17 protein-coding genes are annotated in these 23,906 nt (G+C 67.7%); 9 read left to right on the top strand and 8 right to left on the bottom strand.

Translation table 11 applies throughout. From position 1 onward, the window contains the following. Window positions 1–59: 59 nt before the first annotated feature. Entirely contained in the window at window positions 60–3,341 is a 3,282-nt protein-coding gene (locus tag ACOGI5_RS11155) for a hypothetical protein (protein ID WP_419864489.1), read from the top strand. Window positions 3,342–3,386: 45 nt separating this feature from the next. Next, complete coding sequence (locus ACOGI5_RS11150; protein ID WP_419864488.1) at window positions 3,387–3,986, top strand: HhH-GPD-type base excision DNA repair protein; 600 nt, start codon at window positions 3,387–3,389, stop codon at window positions 3,984–3,986. A gap of 3 nt (window positions 3,987–3,989) precedes the next feature. On the opposite strand, the gene ACOGI5_RS11145 is transcribed toward ACOGI5_RS11150, so the two are convergent. Then, window positions 3,990–5,585: an AMP-binding protein gene (locus ACOGI5_RS11145; protein ID WP_419864487.1), complete on the bottom strand. Its 1,596-nt coding sequence runs from the start codon at window positions 5,583–5,585 to the stop codon at window positions 3,990–3,992. A gap of 75 nt (window positions 5,586–5,660) precedes the next feature. Between ACOGI5_RS11145 and ACOGI5_RS11140 the strand changes: the two genes are divergently transcribed. Further along, the gene (locus ACOGI5_RS11140; RefSeq protein WP_419864486.1) at window positions 5,661–6,587 is read left to right on the top strand and encodes a carbohydrate kinase family protein; all 927 of its coding nucleotides are present in this window, start codon (window positions 5,661–5,663) and stop codon (window positions 6,585–6,587) included. A 19-nt stretch (window positions 6,588–6,606) separates the two neighbouring features. On the opposite strand, the gene ACOGI5_RS11135 is transcribed toward ACOGI5_RS11140, so the two are convergent. Next, entirely contained in the window at window positions 6,607–7,416 is an 810-nt protein-coding gene (locus ACOGI5_RS11135; protein ID WP_419864485.1) for a methyltransferase domain-containing protein, read from the bottom strand. Window positions 7,417–7,514: 98 nt separating this feature from the next. Between ACOGI5_RS11135 and ACOGI5_RS11130 the strand changes: the two genes are divergently transcribed. The 4 genes from ACOGI5_RS11130 to ACOGI5_RS11115 all read left to right on the top strand — a co-directional run bounded on the left by ACOGI5_RS11130 (window position 7,515) and on the right by ACOGI5_RS11115 (window position 13,205). Next, window positions 7,515–9,953, top strand: a complete 2,439-nt coding sequence (locus tag ACOGI5_RS11130; RefSeq protein WP_419864484.1) for a xanthine dehydrogenase family protein molybdopterin-binding subunit — start codon at window positions 7,515–7,517, stop codon at window positions 9,951–9,953. A gap of 90 nt (window positions 9,954–10,043) precedes the next feature. Beyond that, entirely contained in the window at window positions 10,044–11,282 is a 1,239-nt protein-coding gene (locus ACOGI5_RS11125) for a TauD/TfdA family dioxygenase (RefSeq protein ID WP_419864483.1), read from the top strand. Beyond that, window positions 11,275–12,162 carry a 3-keto-5-aminohexanoate cleavage protein gene (locus ACOGI5_RS11120; RefSeq protein WP_419864482.1) on the top strand — a complete coding sequence of 296 codons (888 nt, stop codon included), beginning with the start codon at window positions 11,275–11,277 and terminating at the stop codon, window positions 12,160–12,162. Before ACOGI5_RS11125 ends, ACOGI5_RS11120 begins: the two co-directional genes overlap by 8 nt. Next, window positions 12,159–13,205 (top strand): 3-hydroxyacyl-CoA dehydrogenase NAD-binding domain-containing protein, encoded by a 1,047-nt coding sequence (locus tag ACOGI5_RS11115; RefSeq protein WP_419864481.1) that lies wholly within the window; start codon window positions 12,159–12,161, stop codon window positions 13,203–13,205. Before ACOGI5_RS11120 ends, ACOGI5_RS11115 begins: the two co-directional genes overlap by 4 nt. Window positions 13,206–13,261: 56 nt before the next feature. Here the strand turns inward: ACOGI5_RS11115 and ACOGI5_RS11110 are convergent, their stop codons facing one another. Then, window positions 13,262–13,456 carry a ferredoxin gene (locus tag ACOGI5_RS11110; RefSeq protein ID WP_419864480.1) on the bottom strand — a complete coding sequence of 65 codons (195 nt, stop codon included), beginning with the start codon at window positions 13,454–13,456 and terminating at the stop codon, window positions 13,262–13,264. Between the two features lie 210 nt (window positions 13,457–13,666). Here ACOGI5_RS11110 and ACOGI5_RS11105 point away from each other — a divergent pair, with 210 nt between their 5' ends. Further along, window positions 13,667–16,015 carry a molybdopterin-dependent oxidoreductase gene (locus tag ACOGI5_RS11105; RefSeq protein ID WP_419864479.1) on the top strand — a complete coding sequence of 783 codons (2,349 nt, stop codon included), beginning with the start codon at window positions 13,667–13,669 and terminating at the stop codon, window positions 16,013–16,015. Window positions 16,016–16,037: 22 nt separating this feature from the next. Here ACOGI5_RS11105 and ACOGI5_RS11100 read toward each other — a convergent pair whose 3' ends face one another. Further along, window positions 16,038–16,541 carry a hypothetical protein gene (locus tag ACOGI5_RS11100; RefSeq protein ID WP_419864478.1) on the bottom strand — a complete coding sequence of 168 codons (504 nt, stop codon included), beginning with the start codon at window positions 16,539–16,541 and terminating at the stop codon, window positions 16,038–16,040. A gap of 928 nt (window positions 16,542–17,469) precedes the next feature. Here ACOGI5_RS11100 and ACOGI5_RS11095 point away from each other — a divergent pair. Further along, on the top strand, window positions 17,470–18,858 hold the full coding sequence (locus ACOGI5_RS11095) for an HNH endonuclease (RefSeq protein WP_419864477.1): 1,389 nt from the start codon (window positions 17,470–17,472) through the stop codon (window positions 18,856–18,858). A 156-nt stretch (window positions 18,859–19,014) separates the two neighbouring features. On the opposite strand, the gene ACOGI5_RS11090 is transcribed toward ACOGI5_RS11095, so the two are convergent. The 4 genes from ACOGI5_RS11090 to ilvD form a co-directional block, all read right to left on the bottom strand. Beyond that, window positions 19,015–19,767, bottom strand: a complete 753-nt coding sequence (locus ACOGI5_RS11090) for a dihydropteroate synthase (RefSeq protein WP_419864476.1) — start codon at window positions 19,765–19,767, stop codon at window positions 19,015–19,017. Window positions 19,768–19,850: 83 nt separating this feature from the next. Further along, the gene (locus ACOGI5_RS11085; RefSeq protein ID WP_419864475.1) at window positions 19,851–20,399 is read right to left on the bottom strand and encodes a thioesterase family protein; all 549 of its coding nucleotides are present in this window, start codon (window positions 20,397–20,399) and stop codon (window positions 19,851–19,853) included. Further along, entirely contained in the window at window positions 20,396–21,934 is a 1,539-nt protein-coding gene (locus tag ACOGI5_RS11080) for an MFS transporter (protein ID WP_419864474.1), read from the bottom strand. The genes ACOGI5_RS11085 and ACOGI5_RS11080 overlap by 4 nt, the downstream gene beginning before the upstream one ends. Window positions 21,935–21,991: 57 nt before the next feature. Further along, window positions 21,992–23,827 carry a dihydroxy-acid dehydratase gene (ilvD, locus tag ACOGI5_RS11075; RefSeq protein WP_419864473.1) on the bottom strand — a complete coding sequence of 612 codons (1,836 nt, stop codon included), beginning with the start codon at window positions 23,825–23,827 and terminating at the stop codon, window positions 21,992–21,994. Between the last annotated feature and the right edge of the window lie 79 nt (window positions 23,828–23,906).

Genomic DNA, 23,906 nt, shown 5'->3' with positions numbered 1-23,906 from the left:
AGGGCGCAATTCGACCTCTCACTAGCCTCGATGGTGTCGAGCGCAGGAGGCTAGGCGTGGTGAGCGGCTCATTCTGCGGGAGATCCGCGCCTCGCCTCGTGCGCTGTTTCCTTCCGGTGATCGCTGCCGCCATAGTGCTGGGCGCATGCTCGGCGCCGGTTACCGACACTGAGCAATCCTCGGTTCCCACAGCGCGGACCGAGGTCTCAGGTACCGATGCCGATGCGGAACCCCGAACGGATTCCGCGCCGATCAAAGCGGCACCACCTGAGACGGTCGCCACACACCCAACGGCAGCCGTTGGTCCCAGTAACCCGGACACAGCGCCCGATGGAGCCGGCGACAGAGATGCCGCCGATTCTGCGGATCACACCCCGGCTGAGTCCGATCCCGCCGACGAGTCCGCACCGGGCGCAGAGCCCGCCAGCGACCCAGATTCCGAGCCCACCGAACCGGGAGCTGGCGAGGATCCCGACGGAACGGCTGCCGAGCCGGACGACGACGGTGAGCCGCGAACGCCGGAGCCAGATGAATTCCCATCTGAGCCCAACACGACAGCGACCTATGTCCGCGAGACGGAGGCCTCCGTCTTGGTCGGGGGCCACGGCAGCACCGAAACGACGGTGCACCTCCCCTCGGGCCTTTGGACTGCGCACCTGTACGTCCGCAACAACGCCGGCGAAGTCGTCATGGTGCTCGGCAGTCACAACTCGGAGTGCCAGAACTGGCCGCGAGGAATCACGCTGATCGACGACGTCATCACCGATGGCGACCGCGGCTTTGCCGTTCGCCCATTCAGAATCGGTCACGAACGGGCCGATTGGTGCCGTCCCGGCCCCTTCTCATTCGAAGTCACTGCGACCGGCCAGTGGAGCGTGGTGTTCGAGCACTACTCCGAGCAAATCGTCGAGCGAGATGCTGTCGACGACTCGGGCACCATCCTCACGATCGAGGGACATGATGCAACCCAGTTGCCGCTGACGCTTGCGAGCGGCTCATGGACCGCTGCCTTCTCATCGGTTGACGGAGAGAGCTCGGCTGACTTGGCGTACGTCGGCCCCCACTACTCGGACCTGCCCGAATGTCAGAACGGGGCCGAGGACCGAGTCGCCGGCGGACTGAGCGGAGAACTCTCGCCCCGCAGCACGGCGACCCTGACCATCAGCCCACCCGATCATGAGTGGTGCGAGGTGATCGTCTTCACGCTGAGGGTCAGTGCATCCGGCGACTGGACTCTCGAACTGCGCGAAGGGACCGGAGAGGCCCGCAAGGACGCGGACAACAAGCTCATGATCGCGGAGTCCGACGGGTCGGTCACGGTCACGGGCTCCGGACCGGTCGGCACGCCGGTAGATCTCAGTGCAGGCAGCTGGATTGCAGAGTCATCAGTCACCGGGAATGACGGCAAGGCGTTCAGGGTTGTGCTGCACGGCGCAGCCATCTACTGCGGGCATCAGCCGCGCCTCGTGACCCTTGCGGACCTCAGGGGTGATTCGACTTCCGGCAACAGCACGCTGCCGGTGCTGATCGGCGAATCCGAAGATGCCCTCTGCGAACCCGGGACGTTCATCTTGGGAGTCGATGCGTTCGGCGACTGGAAGGTGGTGTTCACCGACGTATCGGATCCTTCGGACGCCGACGATCGAGCCACCGTCGGAGGCATCGAGCTCAGACCCGTTCGACGGCACGCGAAGACAGGACCAGAACCTCAGGATCCCACGTTCACCCAGATATCAGTGGGCGACAGATACGCCTGCGGGGTGACACTGGATCACGAAATCGAATGCTGGGGCTCCAACAACACCTGGGGCCACGCGAGCGCCCCCAGCGGCAAGTACCTGCAGGTGGCAGCCGGCGACAACCACACGTGTGCACTGACCGTTCAGAGCACCGTGCACTGCTGGGGCGACGGCTACTACGGCCAAACGGCGTCGCCGGACGGCGAGTTCATACAAGTGATGACCGCAGACGGAATCTCGTGCGCACTTCGCGCTGACGGCAGCTTCGCCTGCTGGGGCTCCCTAGGCGGCTATTCGCTCGGAGATGTCGAGTCACCCCCGGATCTGCGACTCTCCTCGCTCGGCGAGGGAAGCCTGTGCGGTCTGCGAGACGATCAGACGATGGCCTGCTGGTACTTCGCCCGGGGCGAGTCCTACAACGACCCGCGCGAGATACGTCTCACCGAGTCTCTGCCGGGGAGATTCGCCCACGTCGGGAGCAGGTGCGGCACCCGCACCGACGGCAGTGTTGCCTGTTGGTACGCGAGTCCGCCCGATCCCGCGTCACCCCCAGGCGGCGGCGAGTTCGTCCAGACCTCTGATCTCTGCGGCATCACCGCCGACGGCCACATCGAATGCTGGGGATCGGGCCAGTACGGCTATGCGAATCGGCCGGCGCTGGCACCGGCTGGGCGATTCATCCAGATCTCCTCTGGCGGATTTCATGCGTGCGCGCTGCGAACCGACGGCAAGGCGCGCTGCTGGGGCAACGGATACGGCGACGGTCCTCAACCGCCATCGACCGGATTCGCCCAGGTATCCGTGGGGTCCACTCATCCTTGCGGCATCACGGTCAAGGGCGCAGTCGAATGCTGGGACCGCGAATATCTCGGCATATCGCTCAGCGTCGAAGGGTGGCGGCCGCCCGATCCCGGGGCTCTGCCCGAAGGCAGCTTCAGCCACGTCTCTGTCGGCGGCTTTCGCGAAGCCAGCAGCGTGGCGTGCGCCGTCGGGGCCGGCGGACGCCTCGCCTGCTGGGACTACTACGGCGACATGACCGTGCCTGACGGCGAGTTCACTGACGTTTCGGTCGGCCGCGGTCAGACCTGCGCTGTGCACTCGAGCGGGAAGGCCGAATGCTGGGCCTGGTCGAGCGACGACACAGTGCCACCGCCGAGCGACGACCAGCGATTCAGTTCGGTGTCGGCCACGATCGGCTATGCGTGCGGGGTGCGCACCGACGGAACGCTCGCCTGTTGGGGCAGCAGTGAGGCATGGCCTGACGATCCGCCGTCGGGCACATTCACCGAGGTGTCCGTCGGCTGGTACCGCGCCTGCGCAGTGACAACCGCGAACCGGCTCGAGTGCTGGACCTGGCGATCCGAAATCCTCGAGACGACCAAGCTGCGGACGCCTGCCGATCCTCCGTCGGGTTCCTTCACGGCGGTGTCGGTGTCGACGTACTACGCGTGCGCTCTGCGGACCGACGGAACCGTCACCTGCTGGGGGTCGGGGACCATCGGCAGGGCACGTCCTCCGGGCGGCAGAATCACGCAGATATCGGCAGGCCCTGACTACGCATGCGGGGTTCGCTCCGACGGATCCGTCCGCTGCTGGGGCTGATCGCAGCGTCGAAGACCTGATGCGCCAGCGGTAGCGTGCGGCGCTATGGCGAGCAGCACGGGTTCGGAACGGGGAACGCTGGCGGTCACGGGCGATCCGGCGTCCGATCAACTCGTGCGGGACGACCCGTTCTCGCTGCTGCTGGCCATGATGCTCGACCAGCAGATCCCCATGGAAAAGGCCTTCAAGGGGCCGGCTGTGCTCGCCGAACGACTGGGAGACCGGTATTCGGCGGCATCCATCGCCGAGATGGATCCCGACGAGCTTGAAGCGGCGTTCAAGGAAAAGCCGGCGCTGCACCGCTTCCCTGGGTCGATGGCGAAGCGCTGCGGCCAACTGGCCCGCTACATCGTCGAGAACTATGACGGCGATGCTGGCGCCGTCTGGGCCGATGTGCGCAGCGGCAAGGCGCTGTATGACCGGCTGAGGGCTCTTCCCGGCTACGGCGACGAGAAGGCCAAGATCTTCGTGGCGATCCTGGCCAAGCGCTTCGGCGTCGCGCCTCGGGGTTGGAAGGCGGCCGCGGGACCATTCGCCGACGGCCACCCGCGCTCGGTGGCTGACATCGATGGCCCCGATGCCCTCGCCGAGGTCCGCATCTGGAAGAAGAACCAGAAGGCCGCCGGCAAGTCCAAGCAGGACTGAGCTTCAGGCCAGCCGGTCGGCGGCCCAGTCGCGCAGCTCGGTCTTGAGCACCTTGTTGGAGGGGTTCAGCGGCAGCGCTTCCACGTTCCAGAAGTACCGGGGCACCTTGTAGTTGGCCATCTGCTCGCGGCACCACGCACGCAGCTCGTCCGCATCGGGCGCCCCCGCAGGCGACGGCACCACGAACGCAGCGCCGGCTTCGCCGAGCCGCTCATCAGGCACCCCCACCACGGCCACCTGGCCGATCAGCGGGTGCTCGGACATGACGTTCTCCACCTCGGCGGGGTACACGTTGAAGCCGCCGTTGATGTACATGTCCTTCTTGCGGTCGGTGATGTCGATGTAGCCGAGGTCGTTCATCACGCAGATGTCCCCGGTGTGCAGCCAGCCGTCGGAGTCGATGGTCTTCGCCGTCTGGGCAGGGTCGTCGAGGTACCCCGACGTCACGCAGTACCCGCGCACAAGCAGCTCGCCCGGCTCGCCGACCGGCACGTCTCGACCGTCGTCATCCACCACACGCAGCTCGATGCCCCGCAGCGCCTTGCCGCTCGTGGAAGCCACCAGCTCGGGAGGATCGCCTGCTGAACAGATGGTGGCGATGCCGTGCGTCTCGGTCATGCCGAATGCGGTGATCGCCGTCTCGAATCCGAGCCGCTCGCGCATCGCTACGACGGTCTCGACGGGAACGGTGGCGGCGCCAGTGACGGCTGAGCGCAGACTGGACGTGTCGTAGTCGTCGAGGCCGGCGAAGTTGACCATTGACTGGAAGATCGCCGGCGGGCCCGGCAGCACCGTGATGCGCTCGGACTCGATTCGTGCCAGCACTGCTTCTACGTCGAAGACCGGATGCGGCAGGATCGTCGCACCCCGCACGATGCAGGGCGTGATGGATCCGCAGAATCCGAACGCATGGAAGAACGGGTTGATGACCAGCATGCGGTCGCCCTGACGCATGCCCAGTTCGTCGGCGTACTGGCTGAAGCCGCGAATGATCGCCCCCGGCCGGATCATGACGCCCTTGGGCAGCCCGGTCGTGCCGGAGGTGAACATCACCAACCCGAGGTCGTCGCCGGCGGCGGCCGCGGCACGGCGGGCAGCCTCTTCGTGTCCCTCGGCCGTCGCCGCAGTGACGAAGTCCTCGAACGAGGTCGTGCCCGGCGGGGTGTCACCGCGCAGGATTACCGTGCGTTCCAGCGAATCGACGGTGTGACCCTCGGCCGCGGCGGCCTCAAGGTCGCGCACGTAGTCGTACCCGAGGAACCCCACCACGGTGAACAGCAGCTTCGCCCGCGCCCGATCGAGCACGTACGCCGCCTCACGACCCCGGAAACGCGTGTTGACCGGCACGATGACGCCGCCCGCCCGCAGCGTCCCCATGGCCGCGATCACCCATTCCCACGCGTTCGGTGCCCACAGGCCGACGGCGTCGCCTGGCTCGAGGCCATTGGCCACGAGTGCCGCCGCGCATTCGGCGGTGCGGTGGGCCAACTCGGTGTACGTCATCGACATGTCGCCGTCGCGAATCGCCTCCGTGTCGCCGAACGCTGCTGCGGCCCGTTCCACCAGCGCGGGGTAGTTGTCGGGAATCGTGCTGTCCACGGCGGACAGTCTCGCGGTTGACACCTGCCGTTTCATGGCCGCTGCCAGCGAGACTGCCCCGATGGAGTCCCGGCGGTGATCGTCTGCTGCGGCGAAGCACTGGTGGACGTGCTCGACGGAGACGAATCGCGTGCCGTACCCGGGGGCGGTCCGATGAATGCCGCCATCGCCGCGGCGCGCCTGGGGGCACCGAGCGCATTCGTGGGACGGGTGTCCACCGACGGTGCAGGCCAGCTCATCTGGCGCCACTTGCAAGGCAGCGGCGTCGACCTGCGGGCGTGCGAGCGGGGCGCAGAACCCACGGCAAGAGCGATCATCAGCTTGACGCCGCATCCGTCGTTCCGCTTCGAAGGAGACAGCACCGCCGACACGGCTCTCGAAGCGGCGGACCTCACCGTTCTTGACGAAGGGTCTCACATCCTGCATGGCGGCACGCTCGGGATGTTCCGCGGGCGCACCGCCGGAGTGCTGGCCTCGCTGGCCGAGCGTCATGACGGCCTCGTCTCGCTCGACCCCAATGTCCGGCCCGCCATCATCGAGGATCGAGATCGGTGGGATCGTTTCCACCAGCGCTGGCTGCATTCGGCCGACCTCTACCGGGCCTCCGATGAGGACCTGGAGTGGATCTGGCCCAGGCGTGCCGCCGAGGACTGCGCCGCTGAGCTGCTTGCCGGCCACGTCGCGACGGTGATCGTCACCCGCGGCAAGGGCTGCGTCACCGTGTTCACAGCCGAGGGCCAGCTCGATGTGACGGCCCCGCAGGTCGATGTCGTCGACACCGTCGGCGCCGGCGACTCGTTCGTGGGCACTGTGCTTGCCTCGCTGTGGGAGCTGCTAGGTGCCGACCGGACTGCATTCGCCGCGCTCGAACTGGGGCAATGGCGAGACATCGCAGAACGTGCAGCCGCGGCAGCCGCACTCACCTGCACGCGCGCAGGCGCAGACCCGCCCACTGCCCGCGCTCTGGAGACGGCAGTCACGGCACACCGGAGCGGCGGGTAGCACGCAGGCCGCTGCGGGCTCAGGCGACCTGCGCCAGTGCCTCGCTGTGAATGAAGTGGAAGTAGCCGTCTGGATGGTCGGCCCACGCTCGCCAGCCGGCGGCAATCTGTTCCATCTCGGCTGACGTCGCGTAGCCGTAGTCGACGGCTTGGCGAGCGAAGCTCGTGTTCAGGCACCGATCGGCCCACGAGTAACCCCAATTGCGCCGCGTCTCGGGCGTCCAGAACTGCCACACCGACGCCGACATCTGCACCTCGGGCAGGCCCGCGGCGCGGAACCACGCAAACAGATGCCGGCCGGCATCGGGTTCGGCGTCGTTGTGGCGGCAGACCTGCCGGTACACCTCTCGCCATCGTGTGATCTCGGTGCTTGAGGGATAACCCCGCATCGTCGAGTAGTCCGAGTCGCGCACTGCCACCCAGCCGCCTGGGCGGACCACCCGGGCCATCTCGGAGATCGCCGCCACCGGGTCGGACAGGTGCTGGCAGACCTGGTGTGCATAGGCCACATCGAAGCTGCTGTCGTCGAACGGCAGCTCGTACACCGACTCGTTCGCCAGCGTCACATTCGCGACGCCGGCTTCAGCGACCGTGGCCGCGGCAGTCGCCAGGATCTCGTCAGTCACTTCGATGCCGATGACGTGGCCGCGCTCAGCCCATCGAGCCAAGCCGACGGTGATCGAGGCCGGACCGCAGCCGACATCGAGGATCCGGGAGTCCGGCTCGATCACGTGACGCACGAATGCCGCACAGTCCTCAGCGGTACGCCTCGCATGCTGGGCCACCACCGCGGGCTGATGGCCGTGGGTGTACACGTCTCCGCCGGTCACGGCGGCAGCGTACGGCACAGTGCCGCCGGTCACGGCGGCAGCGCAACGACCGCACCCGTCCGGACCGGCGTGACGGCCCGTCGATAGCCTCGCCGCCCATGGCCGGATCGATCCTGGGCAACGAGGTACGACGCAACGAGGACCCTGAGCTGCTCACCGCGGGCGGGCGCTACGTCTATGACCACGACGCCGACGGCATATGCCATGCGGTATTCGTGCGCTCCCCTGTCGCCCACGCGCATATCGGCGGCATCGACACCAGCGAGGCGAGTCGGGCGCCTGGCGTGATCGAGATCGTCACCGCAGCAGAGCTCGGCGTGGCCCCGCACCACGGGTTCGTCAAGGTGGCCGACGAGTTCGCCCGCGCCCCGCTTGCGGACGGCAAGGTGCGCTTCGTGGGCGAAGCAGTGGCCGTTGTCGTGGCCGAGACCCTGGTCCAGGCCGTCGACGCCGCCGAGCTCGTTGCCGTCGACTACGAGCCGCTGCCCGCTGCCACCGACGCCGAGGCCGCGCTCGCCCCCGGAGCGCCAGCGCTCTTCGACGAACGGCCCAACAACGTCGCCACCGAGATCACCGATCCGCCGGGCGTCGATCCGCTCGACGGCGCCGCCCATGTCGTGCGGGGCCGGTACGTCAACCAGAAGATCGCCGCGGTGCCGCTCGAGCCGAACTCGTGTGCAGCCGTGCCCGGCGACGACGGCCGCATGACCGTGTACTGCGCGACGCAGATGCCGCACCTCACGAAGATGCAGCTGGCAGGCGCGCTCGGCTGGGATGCCCAGCGCCTCCGTGTCATCGCTCCCCACGTCGGCGGCGGTTTCGGCGCCAAGGCCGGCCTGTACCACGAGCACACCGTCGTGGCGGCGCTCGCGGACCGGCTGAACCGTCCCGTCACCTGGACGCCGGGGCGCAGCGAGGACATGACCACCCTGGCGCACAGCCGCGCGCAGGTGCAGTACGCCGAGCTCGGCGTGCGCGACGACGGCACGTTCACCGGGCTGCGGGTGCGTCTGGTGGGCGACACGGGCGCCTACCCCAACATCGGCACGATGCTGCCGGCGGGCACTAAGCGGATGTCCAACGGCACCTACGCCTTCCCCGCGATCCGGTTCGACGTGGCCACGGCGGTCACCAATACGACGCCCACCGGCGCCTACCGGGGCGCCGGGCGGCCCGAGGCGGCCGCCCTGCTCGAGCGGCTCGTCGATCAGGCCGCCATCGAGACCGGCATCGATCCCATCGAGATCCGGCTGCGCAACTTCATCTCGCCCGATGCCTTCCCCTTCGACACGCTCACCGGCGTCACCTACGACAGCGGCGACTACGCGCTGCCGTTGCGCCGAGCTGTCGAGCTCGCCGGCTACGACGATCTGCGAGCCGAGCAGCGCGTGAGGCGCGAACGCGGCGACGTGCGCCAGCTCGGCATCGGCATCGCCAGCTTCGTGGAGATCACCGCCGGCGGCCTCACCAGCGAGTTCGCTGCGGTGCGCATCGAACCCGACGGCGGCGCCACCATTCGGGTCGGTACCAGTGCCCACGGCCAAGGGCATCACACGACGTTCGCCCAGATCGTCTCGGCCCGCACCGGCATCGATGTGGAGCGCATCGGGTTCATCCAGTCCGACACCGATCTGGTGCCCCGTGGCGGCGGCACCGGCGGCTCCCGCTCGGTGCAGGTGGGCGGCTCGGCGGTGGCCAACGCCACGGACGTACTGATCGACCGGGCCCAGCGGCTCGCGGCGCACCTGCTCGAGGCCAGCGTGGACGACATCGTGCTCGATGCCGCAACGGGCACGTTCAGCGTGGCCGGCGTGCCGGCCCGATCGGTCGACTGGGCGCAGCTGGCCGGGACGGTCGACGACGCGCCTGACGGGCTGCTCGGCGACCCGACCGAGGCTGAGATCAACGCTGCCGCGCGAGGCGAGCCCGTCGACCCGGGACTCGCGGCGCAGCTCGACTTCGACCAGGGCGAGGCCAGCTTCCCGTTCGGGGCGCACGTTGCGGTCGTGGAAGTCGACACCGACACCGGCGAGATCGGCTACCTGCGCCACATCGCCGTCGACGACGCGGGCACGGTGATCAACCCGCTGCTGCTGCGGGGCCAGCAGCACGGCGGCATCGCCCAGGGCGCAGCGCAGACGCTGTACGAGGAAGTGGTCTTCGACGACGACGGCAACCCGCAGACCGGCACGCTCATGACGTACCTGTTCCCGTCTGCCGCCGAGTTCCCGAGTTTCGAGGTGCACAGCACCGAAACGCCCTCGCCGCTCAATCCCCTGGGTGCGAAGGGAATCGGCGAGGCCAGCACCATCGGATCCACGCCGGCGCTGCAGAACGCCGTCATCGACGCCGTAGCGCACCTCGGCATCCGGCACATCGACATGCCCATGAGCCCCCAGCGGGTGTGGGAAGCAATCGAGGCGGCCAGAACAGGCAATCCAGCGGAATCGTGGCGCGAGCCGCCCGAGATCTTTGCCGCCATGGCGGCCGGTCAGGACGTCGATCCCGAAGGCCTCGCGGCCGCCGAGAGCATCTGAGCGAACACCGCATCGGCAATTCAGTACACGGCTGCATGGGTCGGGCCAGATGGACCGGTCAGCCGGGCGGGCTGTGAGACAATCTGCCCAGTGACCGAGCGGGTTCCTGCCCATCCGCCCACACCGGACTGGCCCGCTGCGGACTGGCCTACGCCGGACTACTACACGTACCCGTGGGCGGCGCTGGCTTCAGCCAGTCTCGCCGCAAGCGGTGCTGCGGTGCTGGAATGGCCCGACGGGACGACACTCGAGTGCCATCCAATGTGGCTGCGAGAGAACGCACCCGGTGCCGGCGGCATCGACCCGGTGACCCGCGAGTGCGAACTGGACCCCGCTCATATCGATGCCCATCTGTCACTCGGCCGGATCGAACTGGACGGCGGGGCGCTCGAGGTGACCTTCGAGCCCGAGCACCGCGACGCCAAGTTCCATCCCGGGTGGCTGCGCCATGTCGCCGACCAGATGCACCGGCCCTTTGCGGTCATTCCCGCTCCCGTGGCGTGGACCGCGGCCGAGCACAGCGAGCCGGTCACCCACGACGGCCCAGCCCTTCTTGATGACGACAGCGCGCTCGCCGCGGCACTGTGCGATCTAGCGCGCTACGGGCTCATCCGCCTCGCCGACAGCGGGAACGGTCCCGACACTGTCGCACAGATCGCGGGACTCATCGGCGCCATGCGCGACTCCAATTTCGGACTGACCTGGCACGTCGATGTGGACATCACGCCGACCTCGCTGGCCAACACCGGGCAGCGGCTCGCGCCCCACACCGACTTGCCGACCCGGGAAGTCCCGCCCGGACTGCAACTGCTGCACTGCGTGGAGAACAGCGTGGAGGGCGGATGGTCGACCATGGCCGATGGGTTGGCCATCGCCGAGCATCTGCGTGTGGCTGAGTCCGACGCGTTCGAGGCGCTCACCATGCTGGAGTGGGTGTTCTTCAACCGTTCGCCCGACCACGATCATCGCTGGCAGGGGCCGGTCATCGATACGGGCGACGGGCGGATTCCGTACACCTACCGGGCGTTTCATCCCGTGAGAGCCTTCCCCGCCATGCCCGCCGCCGAGGTGAACCGTGCGTATGCAGCGATGCGCCTGCTGAGCGAGACGGCCGTCTCGGACCGGTTCCAGATGCGATACCCGTTCCGGCCGGGCGACATCGTGGTGTTCGACAACCGCCGCGTGCTGCACGGACGGGATGCCTTCGAGCCGCGTCCGGGAACCCGCCGGCGGCTCATCGGCACGTACATGGACACCGACGAGTTCTATTCACGGCTGCGCGTGCTGCTGCGCCGCAGTGCTCATCAGGAGGATCCAGCTGATGCCTGACGTCTTCATCACCTGCGCGGTGACCGGAGCCGGCGACACGGTCGGCAAGTCCGACAAGGTGCCCTATACGCCCGCCGACATCGCCCAGAACGTGATCGATGCTGCCGACGCAGGGGCTGCCATCTGCCATGTGCACGTGCGCGACCCGATCACCGGCGACGCAGGCCGCGATGTCGACTGCTACCGCGAGGTGGTCGAACGCGTGCGGGCGTCGAGCACCGATGTCGTGCTGAATCTCACTGCCGGCATGGGCGGCGATTTCGTGATCGGCTCGGTCGAGCAGCCGCTGCCTCCCGACCCGCTGCGGTCCGACATGGCCGGCGCCACCGAGCGCCTCGCTCACGTCCGCGAGCTGCTGCCGGAGATCTGCACGCTCGACTGCGGCACCATGAACTTCGGCGAGGGCAATTACGTGGCCACCAACACCCACGACACGCTGATGGAGATGGCCCGCCAGATCCAGGCGCTCGGCGTGCGTCCCGAGATCGAAGCCTTCGACACCGGGCAGCTGTGGGAAGCCAGGGCGTTGGTGGACGCCGGGGTCATCGAAGCACCGGTCATGGTGCAGCTGTGCATGGGCATCCGCTGGGGCGCCCCGCCGGACCTGAACACGTTCATGGCGATGGTCAACAACGTGCCCGACGACTGGACCTTCTCTGCCTTCGCACTGGGACGCGATCAGCTGCCGTACGTGGCACTGGCGGCCGTCGCGGGCGGCAACGCCCGGGTCGGGCTCGAGGACAACCTGTATCTCGAACGCGGCCGACTCGCGACCAACGCCGATCTCGCAGCCCGGGCGAAGCAGATCCTCGAAGCCATGAACTACCGGGTCATCGGCCCCGAAGAAGTCCGCGACAAGCTCGAACTGAAGCGGCATTGACTGACCCGTCGCCTGCCGGCGGCCTCGCCGCAACCGACGGGAGGCTTCCCGAACGCGTCACCGTCGTGGGCGCCGGTGTGATCGGCGCGGCGTGGGCCGCACGCTGGGCGCTGTGCGGTATCGACGTGGCCGTGGCGGATCCGTCGCCTGACGCTGCCCGCATGATCGAATCAACCCTGGTTGCAGCGCGAACGGCATGGCGACGCCTGAGTTTGCTCACTGACGACACGAGCGCAGCCGAAGGCGTCGTCCGCATTGCCGATCCGGATGCCGGCTGTGCGGCCGCCGTGGCGGGTGCCGAGCTGATCCACGAGTGCGTGCCCGAGCGCCTCACGGTCAAGCAGGCCGCCTACGCAGAGATCGAGGCCGCTGCGGCGCCGGATGCCGTGATCGCCTCGTCCACGTCAGGCATCCGCCCCAGCGATCTGCAGGCCGAGATGCGTCACCCTCGGCGTCTGGTGGTCGGCCACCCCTTCAACCCCGTGTACTTGCTGCCGCTAGTGGAAGTGGTAGGCGGCGCTCGCACCTCCGAGGCCGCGATCGGACGGGCAATGGGTTGGTTCAGCGCAGCGGGAATGTCGCCGCTGCGGGTGCGCTCCGACATCGACGGATTCGTGGCCGACCGTCTGATGGAGGCCCTCTGGCGGGAAGCACTGTGGCTGGTCCACGACGGCGTCGCCACGGTTTCGGAGATCGACGATGCCATGCGGCTCGGGTTCGGACTTCGCTGGGCGCAGATGGGCGTCTTCCAGACCTACGCCACTGCCGGCGGGGAAGGCGGTTTCCGGCACTTCGTGGAGCACTTCGCCCCGACACTCGACCTGCCCTGGACCAAGCTCACCGACGTGCCGGAACTGACTCCAGAATTCGTCGCCACGCTGATCGCCCAGTCCGACGAGCAGTCGGGCGGCCAACCAGTCGCCGAACTCTGTGCAGCGCGAGACCGCAATCTCGTCGACTTGCTCCTGGCCTTGGAAGCGAACGATTGGGGTGCCGGCCGCAGCTTGGCTGCGCTGCGTGAGCGGCTCGCCGACAGACGCTGACGACGCGCCGCCGCCGGTAGCTGGAGGCGACGCTGTCGTGCCCGAGGCGCTGTGGGCTATTCGGTGATGATGACCGCGTACTCGGGACAGTTCGCGGCGGCCAAGCGGGCCTTGTCCTCCAGGCCCGCAGGAACTTCGCCGTCGCCGGCCGCAGTGGCGTAGCCGTAGTCGTCCACGTCGAACAGCTCCGGCGCCAGCGAGTAGCAGCGGTTGTGACCTTGGCACTTGTCGGCGTCAACGCTGATCCGCACGAGCAGTCCTTCCTGCCAGCCACCGCGGCTGGCGTTCATCGAGGCCGGGCACGGCATCCCGGTCGGCCCGAAGCTAGCGCGGCGCCATGCAATGTTCGCAACCGGTCGACGCGAGGGGGCTTCCCGGCAACGACCACTACGGCCCCCTACGCTTTCATGTTCGAACTGCCGCCACGGCAGAGCCGCATCGCCGCACCACAAGGGGACGCCATGTCCGACGCTCAGGACCGACTCGCAGCACTTCGAGCCAAGCGCGCCGGCGCGACAGCCACCAAGGCGCCGTCGAATGGCGCGGACACCGACCCCACCAAGGTCTGGCACAAGACCGCCTGCGTGCTCTGCTCCAACAACTGCGGCATCGAGGTGCGCCTGGACGGGCGCAAGATCACCCGTGTGCGCGGTGACAAGGAGCACCCCGCCTCGAAGGGCTACACCTGCGAGAAGGCCCTGCGGATCGACTACTACCAGAACGGGCGCGATCGCCTCACGACGCCGCTTCGCCGAAAGGACGACGGCACCTTCGAGGAGGTGTCGTGGGACGTCGCGATCGCCGAAGTCGCCGAGCGCCTCACCGGCATCCGCGACTCGGTCGGCGGCGACAAGATCCTGTACTACGGCGGCGGCGGACAGGGCAATCACTTCCCGGGTGCCTATGCCCGCGGCGTGCTGCAGACGCTGGGCGTGAAGTACCGCTCGAACGCGCTGGCGCAGGAGAAGACCGGCATGTTCTGGGCGCAGGGCAAGATGTTCGGCAAGCAGAACCTCGGCGCCCTGGGCGACTTCGAGCACACCGACTGCGCGGTGTTCATCGGCAAGAACCCGTGGCAGAGCCATGGCTTCCCCGAGTCGCGCAACGAGCTCAACAAGATCCGCAACGACGACGAGCGCAAGCTCGTGGTGATGGACCCGCGAGTGTCCGAGACGGCAGCGATGGCCGATCACCACCTGCGCGTCCGTCCCGGTACCGATGCATGGGCGCTGGCGGCGCTGCTGGCGATCATGGTCGAAGAGGGACTCACCGACGAGCGATTCCTCGCCGAGCACTGCACCGGCTGGGATGAACTGCGAGGCCTGATCTCGGGCGCCGACATCGCCGAGTGCGCTCGCAAGTGCGGCATCGACGAAGCTGAGCTGCGCGCCGCCGCCCGCACCATGGGCAATGCACGCTCGCTGTCCACCGAGGAGGACCTCGGCATCGAGATGGCGCCCCATTCCACGCTGAATTCCTGGCTGCAGCGCCTGCTGTATCTGATCACGGGCAACTTCGCGAAGGCGGGCGGGATGAACCTGCCGCTGCGCCTCGCCCCCATCTGCGGGCATTCGGGCGAGGGCGAGACCGACCCCGTCACCGGCAGCGCCATGCTGTCGGGTCTCCTCGCATGTGCCGCGATTCCCGACTGCATCGACACCGACCACCCGAACCGGTTCCGGGGCATGATCGTGGAATCGGCGAACCCGCTGCACACGCTGCCCGACTCGAAGCGGTTCCGCGAGGCCTTCGCCAAGCTGGAATGCCTGGTGGTGATCGACGTCGCCATGACCGAGACTGCCCGTGCGGCCGACTACGTGCTGCCGGCGTGCTCGCAGTACGAGAAGCCCGAGGCCACATTCTTCGCCGGCGAGATGCCCGCCAACTACTTCCAGGTTCGCCACCCGATCCTGGAGCCGCTGGGCGATTCGCTGCCCGAGGCCGAGATTCACAGCCGGCTCGTGGCAGCCATGGGCGGGCGTGCAGCATCCACCGAAACGCTGGCCGGCGCAGCCCAGCAGAGCCGTGAGTCGTTCATCGAAGCACTCGGCGAGGCCTCGAGCACTGATCCCGACGTCGGCGCCAAGCTGCCGGTGGTGCTGTATGACGCCCTCGGGCCCACGATGGGCGACATGGCACCAGCGGCGATCATGTTCGGCGCCTCGATGCAGGCCTCGATGCGCTATCCCGACGAGGTACGCGCCGCCGGCGTCGAGGGCGACGGCTTGGAGCTGGCCAACAATCTGTTCGACAAGCTGATGAACTCGCCGTCGGGAATGATCTACAGCGTCAGCGAGTACTCCCAGACCTGGGACCGCATTGCGCACCCCGACGGGAAGATCCACCTCTTCATCGAGGAGCTGGTGGACGAGTTCAGGTCGTTGAACGACGAGGAACCCACTGGCGCTGCCAGTGACCGTTTCCCGTTCGTGCTCTCTGCTGGTGAGCGTCGTTCCTCCAACGCCAATGACGTCGTGCGCGACCCCGACTGGCGCAAGAAGGACAAGGACGGCTCGTTGCGCATCAGCCCCGACGACGCCACAGCGCTCGGCGTGGTCGACGGCGATCGGATTCGCATCATCTCCAAGCGGGGCGAGGCCGAGGCTCCCGCCGAGGTCACTGACACGGTCATGGCCGGTCACGTGACGCTCCCGCACGGTTTCGGCACCGAGTACCCCGACCCCGACGGCGAGCACAAGATCCACGGTGTGGCCGTCAACGAGCTCACCGACATCGAAGACCGCGACTGGCTGTCGCTCACCCCGCACCACAAGCACGTACGAGTCGCCCTCGAACCTGCCGCCGGCTGACGTCGCCGGCCGTCGGCTTCACTTACGGAGTCGGCGGATCAACGGCAAAACCGTCGAGAAGATGCGATGACGACTCGCTGTCGAATGTCGCTTCGCGGTTCAGGCGCAGGCAGTCGTCTGTCACGATGCTCACCGCCTCGGATGCGCCGGTGAGCGGGAAGATGACCCTTTCCGGCACCAGCTCCTCGGGTTCCGCGTCCTCGCCGTCAGGCAAGACAGTCATCTTGGCTTCGAGCCAGAGCTCGTAGGGGCGGCCGAAACGGACCCCGTTCGCGTCGCCGAAGAGCACCAGCCGTGCGTCTTGCCCCCCGATGAGTTCATCCACCAAGTCGTCTGGCGCGAATGCAACCCGTACCGGATGGGGACCGCCGCTGGGCTGTTCCACAATCGCTTCGGCATCGTCGTCTGAGTCGAGACCGCCGAGCGGCTCCTCGGCCGCCTCGGCAACGCCATCCGCATCGAGATCACCGAGCAGCTCCGCGATCGCATCGCCAACTCGGTCCGCGTCGAGAGGGCCTGTCAGCAACCCGTCTTCTGATTCTGTCCAAGGAGACGGGCTTGGAGCCGGGACCTCCCAGTCCACCCACGGATCAGATGCATATTGAGTGATGGGAAGCACCCAGTACCGCATGCGGACATCAGTGATCTCACCTGCTCCAGCGAAGGGCGGCAGTACTGCGAACACATGCATCGCATGCTGGCGCGGGCCGACCCAGCGACACACCAGACCGAAGGCAGTCGTCGGCCCTTCCGTGACGTAACCGGCGCAAGAGCCATCTCGGATTCTGCTCACGGTCCAATGGCCGTATTGGGCTTCGGCGCATGCGGTCAGGTCGCGGTGCTGCGCGGTGACTCCCCGGGAAGCGCTGGTGGTCCGACCAGGCGGTCCAGGCTCATGATCAAGCGCGCCGACCCCATCGACAGCCTCACCGGCTGCGCTCAATGCGGCGACGGCGTCAGTGACCAGGTTGTCGCCGGACAAGGCGGCCAGCGCCGTGTCAAGTTGCGGGATGACGACGAGAGGCGACGCCTCGGACGTGGCAGGGACCTCACCGGAAGCTCCTGCTTCGTCAATCGGGAGCGACGCCGCGCCGTTACCCCCCCCCCCCCCCCATTAGGCCGCAACCAGCGAGGAGAGCGGTGACGGCAAGCGTGGAAGCGGCAGCTCGCCTCATGGCGGTCCCGGAGGCGCTCATCGCAAGCCGGATGCGTTGGCTGGAGGCATCTGCACGCTTGAAACAATAACCACGACTCTTCCACGGGATCTTCACTGAATCGGCCACAGGGCGATTCCCGCGAGTCTGCGCGTGCCACTCGCTTTGGAGGACACTGATTCCCGCTCTCGATCGCGGCCCGCGCCAACGGAGAGAGGAGGCGCCGAGAGTGGCCGTGCGGTGGGCTGGTCGGCAACGAACCGCTTCTTTGATGTAACACCCTCTTCGTACGGTTGTTCTATGACAAGCGGCAGCAAACTGGCGCCTGGCGCCAGCACATCCGGCAGTGGCCCGGGAGCCATGAACACCCCGATGGCTGGCGGTGCTGCGGGTACTGCGGAGTCGAGTGGGGTACGCGTGGATGCGGTGGAAATCGCCGGACTGTGCGGGGAGGGCCTGCGGGCCCGGCTGGGTGAGATCGCTCGGGCCGAGTCGCGACTGGCGGTGATGAAGGCCGACGCGTGGGGCGAGATAGCCCGTCGCAGCGGCGATGGTGCCGCTGCCTGGGCTGCAACCGATGCGATGTCGGTCTCGGGCCGGCGGGCGCGCAGCGAGGTCCGCGACGCGGTGAGGCTCGGCGAGTTGGAAGCGACCCGGGAGGGGCTCGCTGCGGGCGCGGTTCCGGTGGGTCACGCGCAGCTGATCGCCCGTGCCGCCGGTGACGCACCGATCGATGAGAGATTGTTGGCCGAGCGGGCAGCTCAAGAGGGCTATGACGAGTTCCGTCGCACAGTTGCCCGTCACGTCGCCGACATCAGCCGCGACGACGGCGCATCGGTGCTCGAGCGGCAGCGCCAGGCGCGCAGCGGGAGGATCTACACCCGCAAAAGCGACGGTATGACCGTGCTCGACCTCGTCGTCGACCCCGTCACCGGCGCCCGGCTCGGTACCGTGATCGCCGCTGCCGAGCGGCGCCTGTTCAAAGACGAAGACCCCAACGCGCGGCGCACTCCCCCACAGCGCGCTGCCGACGCCGTCGTCGAGCTCATCTGCGAGCCCGACGCCAAGCGGCCCTCAGGCGCGTCGCTGATCGTGGTCGCCGACTACGACACGGTCAACCACCAGCTCACCGGCGGACGGCTCGGCGACGGCACACCGATCCCCATTGGGGAAATCGCCAAGCTCGCAGTCGACGCCGAAGTGCTGCCGTCGATCTTCGAGGCTGCCACCGGCGACCTGCGCATGGGACGCAGCCGCCGCACGGCCACCGATCTCCAACGCGCCGCCCTTGCACTGCGCGACAAGGGCTGCGTGGGGTGCGGCATCGCCCCCGAACGCTGCCAGCATCACCACATCGACCACTGGCAGCACGGCGGGCACACCGACTACGACAACCTGCTCACCGTTTGCCACCATTGCCACAACGACAAAATCCATCTACAAGGCCACACCCCCAGCTGGCACCCCGGCAACCCCACCCAACCCGGCCAGCCACCCAGCCTCGGCCGCTACGAACTCGAACCGCCCACAACGCCGCTCAACGACACCACCACCGGCTCCAAGAGCCACCCGGAGCGGCCAGGGCCAGAGCACCCCCACGCTGACCGCGGCGGGCGCCGTCCCGGCCCCAGGAAGCATCGGGCAGCTACGAGTCCCCCACTGAGTCCTGCCGGGGGGACTGTCGGGTAGCCAGCAGCCGGCAAGTCGGTCTGTAGACAGCACACGCCCTGACTCGAACTCCCTTGCCCGATCCCGGGGGGAGGAAGGAATAGGCGCAGCTCGGCGGGCTGCGGAGATGCGCGCCCGGTGGGCGGACTGCAGAAAAGCGAGCCGGGTGGACAGGGGCTAGCTGGCTGCGGTGAGGGCGGCGTAGTGGTCGCGGACTTGGGCGGGGCGGTGGGCTCGGACGTAGTCGGGATTCTGTGACAGCGCCAGATCGAGCAGCTCGAGCCGATCGGGGGTCTGCAGCCACGGCACCGGCACATACAGGGGCAGGTCGAAGCGGCGCAGTTCCCCCAAGCCGCTGTAGATGGCTCGCTGGTAGGCCGCCCGTTCGGGCCAGTCCATGTCGTGGGGGCCGAAGCCGACGCCGCAGTCGAGCAGCAGCCGCTGGGTGACGCCTGCCTGGCGCAGCCGTTCGATGCGCGACGCGAACCACTCGACCATCACCGTGACGGGATCGCCTCTCACATCACGCACGCTGCGGAAATCTCGCCCCAGCATGAACGGCAGCACCACCGGTACGCCGCTCTCGGCCGCAAGCTCGACCATCTCCGGCGACTGCAGGGCGTCCCCGGCATTCAGCACCGTGGCCCCCGCGTCCAGAGCCCGACGCGCTATCTCGGGCTTGCGGGTGTCGATCGCCAACTCTGCGCCCAGCGAGAGCAGCCCGCGCAGCGGCCCTTCGACTCGCTGCCACTCGTCGTCCGTGCTCACCTCGTCGCTGCCCGGCGTGGAACCCTCCCCGCCGAGGTCGAAGTGATCGGCACCCTCGGCCAGCAGCTCGGCTCCTCGCGCGGCTGCTTCGGCGCAGCCCTGAACAACCGAGAAATCAGCCTTCGAGTCCGGAGAGGCGTTGACCACGCCGAAAATCTCCACGGCCGCAACATAGTCAGGGCACCAAAGCCCTGACCGGGGTCGGCCCTAGGACTGGGGCCGATGATGAAGATCGTCTCGAGATCTCAGGCGAGGTCGCGGTGCCGAAGGGCTTCCGCAGACTGCCGGATGTTGATCACGTGGCCGACTTGGGACGGCAGTGGCAGATGCTGATGTGCCTCCCAGATCTCGCCGAGCCGCCGGTACGGCTCATCGGCCATCGGCCCGACGCGTCGAGTCGGACCGTCGATGTGCAACGACATGACTTCGCAGGTGGCGACGAGGTAGGCGTCCCGAGTCTGGGTCATGGCCTGGAATGCATGAATTCGCTTGCGATCGAAGCCCAGCAGCTGGACCGAGATCACGTACGGCTCGTCCGGCCCGATCTCGCGTACGTAGGTGATGTGGTTCTCTGCGGAGAACGTCGTGATGTCTCGAACTTCTCGGTGTGCGGTGCCCAGACCGATGAAATCCATCCATGGTGCGATGGCGTCGTCGAAGGCCACCAGGTAGTAGCCGGCGTTGAGGTGGCCGTTGTAGTCGATCCAGCCCTCCTGCACGGTTCCGCCGAGCACCTCGACTGGTGCCCGGAACACCGCATCGGTCGGTTGGGGGTTCAACAGCTCGTCGCTCATGACTGTCCGTTCGGCGAGACGGCCTCATCGGGAACCGGCCAGAACACCGACGGCGGAGCATCTTGCAAGGCGGCGGAACGCGGCCGTGACATCGCAACCACGAGTCCATCGTGCAGCGGCCGCGTTCTCGGGATCGCGGAGGGAGCCGGCGACGACGCTGTCGTACTCGCTGTCAGCGGCGGTCGCTGCATGGATCTTGCCGTCCCCGGGACGGGTGCCGTCCCCGGTGACCGCACCGGCGCAAGCGGCCGCGGTGCCACGGCAGTTGGCGGAGGCGTGGGTGACGGCATCCCTCCAGGCCCGATGTAGGTCGGCAGTGCCAGCGGATGCCGGGTCATCGGCAGGAGTACCAGGACACCTGCGAGAGCAATGACCCCCACCATGAAGATGGGCACGCCGGGACCGCCGCTCGCGTCGTGCGTGAAGCCCAGCAATGGCGGGCCGATCAATGCGCCAGTCCCGGAAAAGAAGAAGAAGATGCCGACGACCGCACCGATGTTCGCCAATCCGAACAGGTAGGCGGTGACATCGCCCAGAAGCGCCACGAATCCGCCGTAGGAGACGCCGAGCACGGCGGCGAATACCACCAGCAGCCCGTACTTGGTTCCGGGCGCGTCGACCCGCGTTGTGATGAACCAGATGGCGTAGGCCACCGGCAGTCCGCCGAAGGCGATCTTCAGCAAACGGATCGAACCCAGCGGTCTCGCCAAGCTGGTGAGGGCGAGCCGACCCACGATGCTCGACAGGCCGACGACGAACACCAGCCATCCCGCCGCGAGCTCAGCCACTCCGTCGTCGATCGAGAACGGGATGATGAGACCGATGGTGCCGATCACAGCGATCGTGAACAAGATGCCGGAGGTTCCCATCTGCCAGAACGTCGCGGTCCTCACCACCAGCGAGAGGTGACGGCGGGGGCTGCCGACGTGGGTTCGCGGCGGCTGGCGAATGACCAGCAGCCCGAACACGAGAATCGCCGCAGCGATCACGGCCAGCCAGCGCATGCCGACACGCCAGCCGTACTCAGCGAGGAGCCGCTGCGCGAACGGGACGTAGATCATCGTCCCGAGGCCTGAACCGGTCGCCACCAGGCCCTGGGCCATGGCGCGGTGCTTGTCGAACCATGTGGCCGTCAGAGCGAACAGCGGTGCATTGAACAGCCCGCCGCCGAACCCCAGCCCGACGCCGTACAGGACGTACCCATGCCACAGCACCGTCACCTGCGAGGTCGCCACCAGCCCGCCGACGAACAGCGCGCCGCCGACGATCAGCAACGGCACGATGCCGAACCGGTCGTAGAGGCGGCCTGATACCAGGGCGCTGCCGAAGTACAGGAATACCGTGATACCGAACACGATCGAGATCGGACCCAGGCCGGTGTCGAACTCCTCAGCCATGTCATTGGCGAAAGCCGTGAAGCTGTAGATGCTGCCGAAGCCGGCCATCACGACAATCGCGGCGCCGCAGGCCGTCACCCAGCCGCGCGCTGAGTCCAAGTGGACTGCAGGACCTTCGGCTGTGTCGACAGCGGTCACCGGAGTGAGATTACGGCGCTGTGCTGATCCGAGTCAGGGGTGCGCCGGCAAGCGCACTCAGCCCAGCAGCGAGAGGTCGCGCACCGCGCCCCGGTCGGCGCTGGTCGCCATGGCGGCATAGGCGCGCAGGGCCGTGCTGACCTGGCGTGGCCGGGGTTCCGCCGGCTGCCAGCCTGCGGCGTCCTGGGAGACACGGCGCCGTTCCAGCTCGGCATCGTCGACGGCCAGGTTGATCGTGCGGTTGGGGATGTCGATCTCGATGATGTCCCCACTGCGGACCAGCCCGATGAGGCCGCCTGAGGCCGCCTCGGGCGAGACGTGGCCGATCGACAGTCCCGAGGTGCCGCCGGAGAAGCGGCCGTCGGTGACCAGTGCGCAGGCCTTCCCGAGACCCTTCGACTTCAGGTACGACGTGGGGTACAGCATCTCCTGCATGCCCGGGCCGCCCTTGGGGCCCTCATAGCGCACCACCACGACGTCACCGGCCACGACCTCGCCGTCGAGAATGTGCTCGACCGCTTCGTCCTGGCTCTCGACCACATGAGCCGGGCCGGAGAACACCCAGATGGATTCGTCCACACCGGCGGTCTTCACCACACAGCCGTCGGGGGCCAGGTTGCCGTACAGGATGGCCAGCCCTCCGTCGGCGGAGTATGCGCTGTCGACCGAGCGGATGCAGCCGCGGTCGCGGTCGAGGTCCAGCGTGCGGTAGCGCTCGGACTGGCTGAACGCCACCTGCGTGGGGATGCCCGCCGGACCGGCCCGGAAGAACTCGTGGAGCGACGCATCGTCGTTCGTCGCCACGTCCCAGCGGGAGATGGCATCGAACATGGTCGGCGAGTGCACGGTCGGCACCTGGTTGGCGATGAGCCCGGCCCGATTCAGCTCGGCCAGGATCCCCATCACACCGCCGGCGCGGTGCACATCCTCGACGTGGAAGAACTCTGATGCTGGCGCCACCTTGCAGATGTTGGGCACCTTGCGAGACAGCCGGTCGATGTCGGCCATCGTGAAGTCGAGCTCCGCTTCCTGGGCAGCTGCCAGCAGGTGCAGGATGGTGTTGGTGGAACCGCCCATCGCGATGTCGAGCGTCATCGCGTTCTCGAACGCCTCGAAGCTGCCGATCGACCGCGGCAGCACCGATTCGTCGTCCTCCTGGTAGTAGCGGCGGCACAGCTCCACCACGAGACGCCCTGCCTCCAGGAACAGCTCACGACGGTCTGAGTGGGTCGCCACCACGGTCCCGTTGCCGGGCAGCGACAAGCCGAGCGCCTCGGTGAGGCAGTTCATGGAGTTGGCGGTGAACATGCCCGAGCACGAGCCGCAGGTGGGACAGCCCGACCGTTCCATCTCGGCCACGTCCTCGTCGCTGACCGAGTCGTCGGCGGCCACCACCATCACGTTGATCAGGTCCACCTTCTGCGTCGCCAGCTTCGTCTTGCCGGCCTCCATCGGGCCGCCCGAGACGAACACCGTGGGAATGTTCAGCCGCATGGCGGCATTCAGCATGCCCGGTGTGATCTTGTCGCAGTTCGAGATGCACACCAGCGCGTCAGCGCAGTGGGCATTCACCATGTACTCGACCGCGTCAGAGATCAGATCTCGCGACGGCAGGCTGTAGAGCATCCCGTCGTGGCCCATGGCGATGCCGTCGTCGACGGCGATGGTGTTGAACTCCTTGGCCACGCCGCCGGCGGCCTCGATCTCGCGGGCAACCAGCTGGCCGAGGTCTTTCAGGTGGACGTGGCCCGGCACGAATTGGGTGAACGAGTTGGAGACGGCGACGATCGGCTTGCCGAAGTCCTCGTCGGTCATGCCGGTGGCCCGCCACAACGCCCGGGCCCCGGCCTGATTCCGGCCCGCGGTGGAGGTGACAGATCGGTAGCTCGGCATATGTTCAGCCTACGCCCCGGCCGCCTGTTCGCTTCGCCTGAACGCCCGTGCCCGAGTTTCCGCCCGCACCGGCGCAAGG

It is taken from the genome of Candidatus Poriferisodalis sp. (genome assembly GCF_965208925.1).
Taxonomy (GTDB): domain Bacteria; phylum Actinomycetota; class Acidimicrobiia; order Acidimicrobiales; family Poriferisodalaceae; genus Poriferisodalis.
The sequence above is the reverse complement of the archived record's forward strand: the minus strand, read 5'-3'. Positions and strand labels throughout refer to the sequence as shown.